The organism is Arthrobacter sp. P1_H7 (assembly GCF_056405215.1).
The window spans coordinates 62,829-69,330 of record NZ_JBFUCO010000013.1; the positions used below are offsets into that span (position 1 = coordinate 62,829).

The 6,502-nt window shown below is 65.1% G+C and carries 7 protein-coding genes; 4 read left to right on the top strand and 3 right to left on the bottom strand.

The features are described from left to right. Nucleotides 1-12: 12 nt before the first annotated feature. Entirely contained in the window at nt 13-861 is an 849-nt protein-coding gene (locus tag AC1DXI_RS14555; RefSeq protein WP_476939233.1) for a class I SAM-dependent methyltransferase, read from the bottom strand. A gap of 155 nt (nt 862-1,016) precedes the next feature. On the opposite strand from AC1DXI_RS14555, the gene AC1DXI_RS14560 reads away from it, so the two are divergent. Continuing rightward, entirely contained in the window at nt 1,017-1,763 is a 747-nt protein-coding gene (locus tag AC1DXI_RS14560; RefSeq protein WP_476939234.1) for a phosphoglyceromutase, read from the top strand. Between the two features lie 167 nt (nt 1,764-1,930). Here AC1DXI_RS14560 and phoU read toward each other — a convergent pair whose 3' ends face one another. Next, entirely contained in the window at nt 1,931-2,593 is a 663-nt protein-coding gene (phoU, locus tag AC1DXI_RS14565; protein WP_476939235.1) for a phosphate signaling complex protein PhoU, read from the bottom strand. 207 nt (nt 2,594-2,800) lie between these two features. On the opposite strand from phoU, the gene AC1DXI_RS14570 reads away from it, so the two are divergent. Both AC1DXI_RS14570 and AC1DXI_RS14575 read left to right on the top strand, forming a co-directional pair. Next, nucleotides 2,801-4,033, top strand: coding sequence for a sensor histidine kinase (locus AC1DXI_RS14570; RefSeq protein WP_476939240.1), 1,233 nt, complete (start codon nt 2,801-2,803; stop codon nt 4,031-4,033). Further along, a complete protein-coding gene (locus AC1DXI_RS14575; RefSeq protein WP_090583992.1) occupies nt 4,030-4,710 on the top strand; it encodes a response regulator transcription factor in 681 nt (226 codons plus the stop codon). The genes AC1DXI_RS14570 and AC1DXI_RS14575 overlap by 4 nt, the downstream gene beginning before the upstream one ends. 132 nt (nt 4,711-4,842) lie before the next feature. Here AC1DXI_RS14575 and AC1DXI_RS14580 read toward each other — a convergent pair whose 3' ends face one another. Beyond that, a complete protein-coding gene (locus AC1DXI_RS14580; RefSeq protein WP_476939241.1) occupies nt 4,843-5,412 on the bottom strand; it encodes a hypothetical protein in 570 nt (189 codons plus the stop codon). A gap of 326 nt (nt 5,413-5,738) precedes the next feature. Here AC1DXI_RS14580 and AC1DXI_RS14585 point away from each other — a divergent pair, with 326 nt between their 5' ends. Continuing rightward, on the top strand, nt 5,739-6,221 hold the full coding sequence (locus AC1DXI_RS14585) for a CarD family transcriptional regulator (protein ID WP_026266570.1): 483 nt from the start codon (nt 5,739-5,741) through the stop codon (nt 6,219-6,221). Nucleotides 6,222-6,502: the final 281 nt, after the last annotated feature.

The following is a 6,502-nucleotide window of genomic DNA, read 5'->3' on the forward strand; positions in this document are numbered from 1 at the left end:
CGGCCTGACCGTTTAAGTTCCCGGGGCCACGGCTTCCCAGTCGACCGTCACCTCGCCCATTCGCCAGCGGGACGGGCCGTCCTGGACCGGCCAGCCGGCGTCGAGCAGTGCACGGCACATTGCCCCGAAGCGCTGCCGGTTTCCGAAGGCCGCCAGCGGCGCCGCTTCCAGCCAGGCTTTGTCCATCGCCTGCAGGTAGGCGTGGATTTTCTCGCCGGGCACGTTGCGGTGGATCAGGGCCTTCGGCAGCCTTTCGGCAACGTCGGAGGGCAGCGCGAAGGCGCCGAACCGCAAGGACAGGCTCAGGCTCAGCGGCCGCTCGACGTCGAGCGCCACCCMGGCGGCGCGCCGCCCGATTTCATCGCACGTGCCGTCGATGAACAGCCCGCCCGGGGCCAGCCGGTCCTGCACCAGCCGCCAGATGCCCGCCACGTCGGCTTCCTCGTATTGCCGCAGCACATTGAAGGCGCGGACCAGCACGGGTTTTCCGGTCACGGGCAGCTCGAAGCCGCCCAGCTGGAACTTCAGGCCCGGCCGCTCGAGGGCGTGGGCCTGCCGGACGCGCTCCGGTTCGATTTCGATCCCCACCATCTGTACGTCCGCGCGGACCGCGGCGAGGCGTTCGAAGAGTTCGACGGCGGTGGCCGGCGAGGCGCCGTAACCGAGGTCAACGGCGAGGGGATCGGCCGCGGCCCGCAGCCGCCAGCCCTGCGGCCCGGTCAGCCAGCGGTCCACGCGGCGCATCCGGTTGGGGTTCGTGGTTCCGCGGGTCACGTTGCCCACGGGCCTGCCGCCGCGCGCGCCGCTTCTCGTTCCGCCCTGGTTTCGGGGGGCCAGCACCCGTTCAGCCTTCTGCACCACCGCCCAAGCCTATCCTCCAACGCGGGGTCACATATGTCCCGTGGTGGGCCGCGGGATGGGCCGGAAGTGACCCCGCGTTGCCCTGAAGCACGCTATGAACCGCGCGCGGTGTAACGCTCGGCGCCGCCGCCAACCGCTCGGCTAGGATGAAAACCATGACTTACAAGCTGATTCTGCTGCGCCACGGCCACAGCGACTGGAATGCCAAGAACCTGTTCACCGGCTGGGTGGACGTTGACCTCAATGACCAGGGCCGTGCCGAGGCGGTGCGCGGCGGCGAGCTGCTCGTGGAGAACAACATCCTCCCCGACATCCTCTACACCTCGCGGTTGAAGCGGGCCATCAACACGGCAAACATGGCCCTGGAAAAAGCCGACCGCGGCTGGATCGACGTCAAGCGCGACTGGCGGCTCAACGAGCGCCACTACGGCGCGCTGCAGGGCAAGGACAAGGCCCAGACCCTCGCCGAATTCGGCGAGGAGCAGTTCATGCTGTGGCGCCGGTCCTACGACACCCCGCCGCCGCCCCTGGCCGACGATTCCGAGTTCTCCCAGGTGGGGGACCCGCGCTACGCGGACCTCGGCGACGCCGTCCCGCGCACCGAATGCCTCAAGGATGTCCTGATCCGGCTCATGCCGTACTGGGAATCTGACATCAAGGAAGACCTCAGGGCCGGGAAGACCGTCCTGGTCACCGCCCACGGCAACTCGCTCCGCGCCCTCGTCAAGCACCTTGACGGGATCAGCGACGAGGACATCGCCGGCCTGAACATCCCCACCGGCATCCCGTTGGTCTACGAACTGGATGAGGACTTCAAGCCGTTGAACCCGGGCGGCACCTACCTCGATCCCGAGGCCGCAGCCGAGGCCATCAAGGCAGTAGCCAACCAGGGCAAGAAGTAACCGGCTCCCGCCCGATTAGGCACTGAGCAGGGCACAAAGCACAAGCGACGGCGTCCGGCCACCCCCAAGGTGACCGGACGCCGTCGTTTTGTATCAGCGTTGTTGTGCCTGCGCTGTGCTATCAGTGCCGTTGTACCAGCGGCTGGATCAGCCGCGGTTGGCCGGAGTCAGTTGTGTTCGATGGTGCTCGGCTGCCACGCGCCGGTCACCAGGTACGTGACCTTCTGGGCCACGGAGACGCCGTGGTCCGCGAAGCGCTCGAAGTAGCGGCTGGCCAGGGCAACGTCCACCGTAGTGGCCGGCGACTCCTGCCAGTCGCTGCGGGCGATCGCCTGGAAAATGCTCAGGTGAAGGTCGTTGACGGCACCGTTGGCCTTCATGATCTCCCGGGCGACGCCGAGGTCGCGGGTTGCCAGCAGCTCCGTGAGCTTCTGGGCGATCAGCAGGTCCTGTTCGGCGAAAGCCTTGAAGGTCTCCCGCAGCTGGTCCGGGACCACCGACGCCGGATAGCGCAGACGCGCCAGCTGCGCCAAGTGGCGGGCGAGGTCGCCCATGCGTTCGAGCGAGGCGCTCATCCGGAGCGAACCAACCAGCATGCGCAGATCGCTCGCCACAGGGCCCTGGAGGGCGAGGATGTCGATGGCACGCTCGTCGAGGCTGTTCTGCAGGAAGTCGATGCGGGCATCGGCGGCAATCACGTCCTCGGCGAGGTCGATATCGGCGCCCTGGAAAGCTGTCGTGGCCTTGTCGATGGCCTCTGTGACCAGCGTTGAGATCTCGACGAGCTGTTCCCTTACCTGGGCGAGCTCCTCCTGAAAAACCTTACGCACGTGTGCGTCCTTTCCTCGGAAATATTGCCTGCAATATAAGTGGCGGGCCTATTTCGGTTCACCTACCGGCGCTCCAACTGTCAACTCTTGCAGTGTCCGGTGAACTGTTACGCCCCAATAGGTGAACGTTAGCTGAACCGGCGCCCGAATCGCAGAAGATTTCGGTTTCGGCCACGTGGCAGAGCATAAGCTGGAGCCGTGGATCCAATGCTCATCGGCGTGATCGCCGGCCTGATCGGCCTCTCGTTTGGCATGTTCGGCGTACTCGCGTTCCGGGTGAGTGAGCAGCAGCGGCACATTGTCGACGTCGACGTCGAGGATCCCTCGCTGCCCGAGGGCGCCGCGGAGGTGCTCGCCGTCCTCGGCCGCGCTTTCGTTGTGGTGGATGCGATCGACGGCGTGGTCCGTGCCAGCCCGGCCGCCTACGCCTACGGCCTGGTCCGCGGGCACACGGTGGTGCACCAGCAACTGCTGGACCTGACGGCCAAGGTGCGGCGGGACGGCGTCATCCTCGAAGAGCAGCTGGAGCTGCCGCGTGGCCCGCTCGGCCAGGGAACGATCGTTGTCCAGGTCCGGGCCGCCGTCATCACGGTGGAATATGTCCTCCTGCTGGCCGATGACCGGACGGAATTCACCCGCACCGAGGAAGTCCGCAACGACTTCGTCGCGAACGTGTCCCACGAGCTGAAGACCCCGGTCGGGGCGATCTCCCTCCTGGCCGAGGCCCTCGAATCGTCCGCTGACGACCCCGAGGCGGTCAAGCGGTTCGCCAAGCGCATGCACAAGGAATCGACCCGGCTCGCGGCCCTGGTCCAGGACATCATCGAACTCTCCCGGCTCCAGGGCGCCAACGTCGCGCAGCAGGGCCGCCCGGTGGACATCAACACAGTGGTCAGCGAGGCCGTGGACCGGTCCCAGCTGCCGGCCGAGAGCAAGAACATCCAGCTCGTGGTCGGCGGACACGCCGATGCCTTGGTCTACGGCGACCAGGATCTCCTCGTGACCGCCCTGCGCAACCTGATCGACAACGCCATCCGCTACTCGCCGGAGAACACCAAGGTGGGGGTGGGCATCCGGGCCAAGGACGGCCTCGTGGCGGTCTCGGTGACGGACCAGGGCGATGGGCTCAGCGCCGAGGACCAGGAACGTGTCTTCGAACGCTTCTACCGTGTGGATGCTGCCCGTTCGCGGCAGACCGGAGGCACCGGACTTGGCCTGAGCATCGTCAAGCACGTCATTTCCAACCACGGCGGCGAGGTGACCCTGTGGTCTCGGCTCGGGCAGGGTTCGACGTTCACCATTCGACTTCCCGAGATAGAAGGGCAGGACGACGGCGACGCCCCCGAAGCGGGCAAGCCCGCTGCCCAAAAGCCCGGCCGGGACCTCAGACCGCAACGACGTGACGCCGCAGGCGTCCATGAGCAAGGAGCTACCGCTTGAGCAGGATTCTGATTGTCGAGGACGAGGAGTCCTTCAGCGACCCCCTGTCCTACCTGTTGGGTAAAGAAGGGTTCGAGGTGGAGGTGGTGGACAACGGGCTGGACGCCATCACCGAATTCGACCGCAACGGCGCCGACCTCGTGCTCCTGGACCTGCAGCTGCCTGGCCAGTCCGGCACGGAGGTCTGCCGCCAACTCCGGCAGCGCTCCGGGGTACCCGTGATCATGCTGACGGCCAAGGACTCGGAAATCGACAAGGTGGTGGGGCTGGAACTGGGCGCCGACGACTATGTCACCAAGCCCTACTCCTCGCGGGAGCTCGTGGCCCGGGTCCGGGCCGTCCTGCGGCGCCAGAGCGAGCCGGAGGAACTTGTCTCCTCCACGGTGCAGGCCGGTCCCGTCCGGATGGACATCGAACGCCACGTTGTCAGCGTCGGGGGCGAGCAGATCGCCTTGCCGCTCAAAGAGTTTGAGCTGCTGGAAATGCTGCTGCGGAACTCCGGCCGGGTCCTGACCCGCGGCCAGCTGATCGACAGGGTCTGGGGCTCCGACTATGTGGGGGACACCAAGACCCTCGACGTCCACGTCAAGCGGCTGCGCAGCAAGATCGAGCCGGATGCCTCCGCGCCGCGGTACCTGATCACCGTCCGTGGGCTGGGCTACAAGTTCGAGCCCTAAGGGTCTGAAGAAGCTGCCCGGCGGCCAATGCGCCGGGCAGCTGGAAGACCGGCGCGGTTGAACATCAGGGGACACACAAATGGAGGGGCACCTGCAGGTGCCCCTCCATTTGCGTGTAGTCGGCCGTTGAGGCTAGTGGCCGGCGGTGCTGCTTGGCGTCGGCGTGGCCGTCTCGGTCGAGGTTGCCGTCTCGGTGGACGTGGCCGTGCTGGAGTCGGTGGGCTCCGGCGTCGGCAGGTACGACTTGTAGTCGACGATCGTGCCGTCCATGACCGGAACCGTGAACTTGGCGTCCTTGTTGGTGCCGTTCTCGGAGATGGTGACGTCAACGACGGCGCCCGGCTTGGCGCCGGCCGGGTTCAGGATCGCGGGGTCGGAGGAGTCGTTGAGCATGGTGTAGGAGTTCTTCTTGACCGGAACCTGGGTCTGCGAGCCCTCCGCACCCTTGATGGTCAGCACCACGTCGTTGGAGGACGTGTTGTACACGGCGCCGATCACGCGGCCCGGCTTGTCCTCGCCATCGGAGACGATGATGAAGTTGCGCAGCTGCAGCGCACCGAGATCAGTCCGGGTTCCGTCCGAGGACGAGTACTGCTCCGTGGTCTGCTGGGCGTTGATGTAGCCGCAGCCGGTCAGGGACAACAGGCCGATGCCAAGTGCAGCCGTTGCCATTGCCAGCTTGCCGCGCTGGCCCCGGTTCATCGCAGTGAAACGCACGTCACGCACTCCTTGAGAGTCTTGGAACATTATTCAGCCATAGCCTAGCCGCAATCGGCCGCAAACAAGGATTCGGCGACTACACACAAGTGCCGCCAAGCCTGCCCCTCCGGCGACGAGACCCGGCTTGGCGGGGGCCGGAAACCTCTTGGCAGTTAGGGCCGCAGGCACTATTATCTGCATTCGTCAAGGGGTTTGAGGGGGTGGATTGAGGCCATTTTCCCCGGATTCATGCGGTTCCCGGCACCTTTTGATGCCAGTTGTATGCCTTAATCGTGATAAACTGGTCTGCGGGAAAGGGGAATGTCCACATGGTTTTTGAGGTCGGCGAGACAGTAGTTTACCCTCACCACGGTGCAGCCAAAATTGAAGAAATCAAGATGCGCACCGTCAAGGGCGAAGAGAAGATGTATCTCAAGCTCAAGGTGGCTCAGGGTGATCTGACCATTGAAGTTCCAGCAGAAAACGTTGACCTGGTAGGGGTTCGGGACGTAGTGGGCAAGGAAGGCTTGGAGCACGTGTTCGACGTGCTGCGGGCCGAGTTCACTGAAGAACCCACCAACTGGTCGCGTCGTTACAAGGCAAACCTGGAAAAGCTTGCTTCCGGTGACGTCATCAAGGTAGCCGAGGTCGTCCGCGACCTCTGGCGCCGTGATCACGACCGGGGTCTCTCCGCGGGAGAGAAGCGCATGCTGGCCAAGGCCCGTCAGATCCTGATTTCGGAACTGGCACTGGCTGAAAAGACTGATGAAGAGAAGGCTGCAAGCGTTCTCGACGAGGTCCTGGCTTCCTAGCACAGGGCCGGCCCCAGCAGGGCCGGCGCAGATAAGAATCGAACCCCGGTGGCGTCAGCCGCCGGGGCTTCTTTTTGCCCTTTTTCAGCCGCCGCCCCTCGGTTGCGCTATCACTTGTGGTCCCCCTGAGCGCGTGTGCTGTCTCACCTCATCGTTGACACTTCATGTCTCAACTGATCGTGGACGGTTCATGTCTCAGGACTTCGTGGACGGTTGCTTGCCCGTGCCGTTGAGGCCGATGTAGACGGTTCCTTTGGGCGGGCGCGGGTGGCTGATGATTT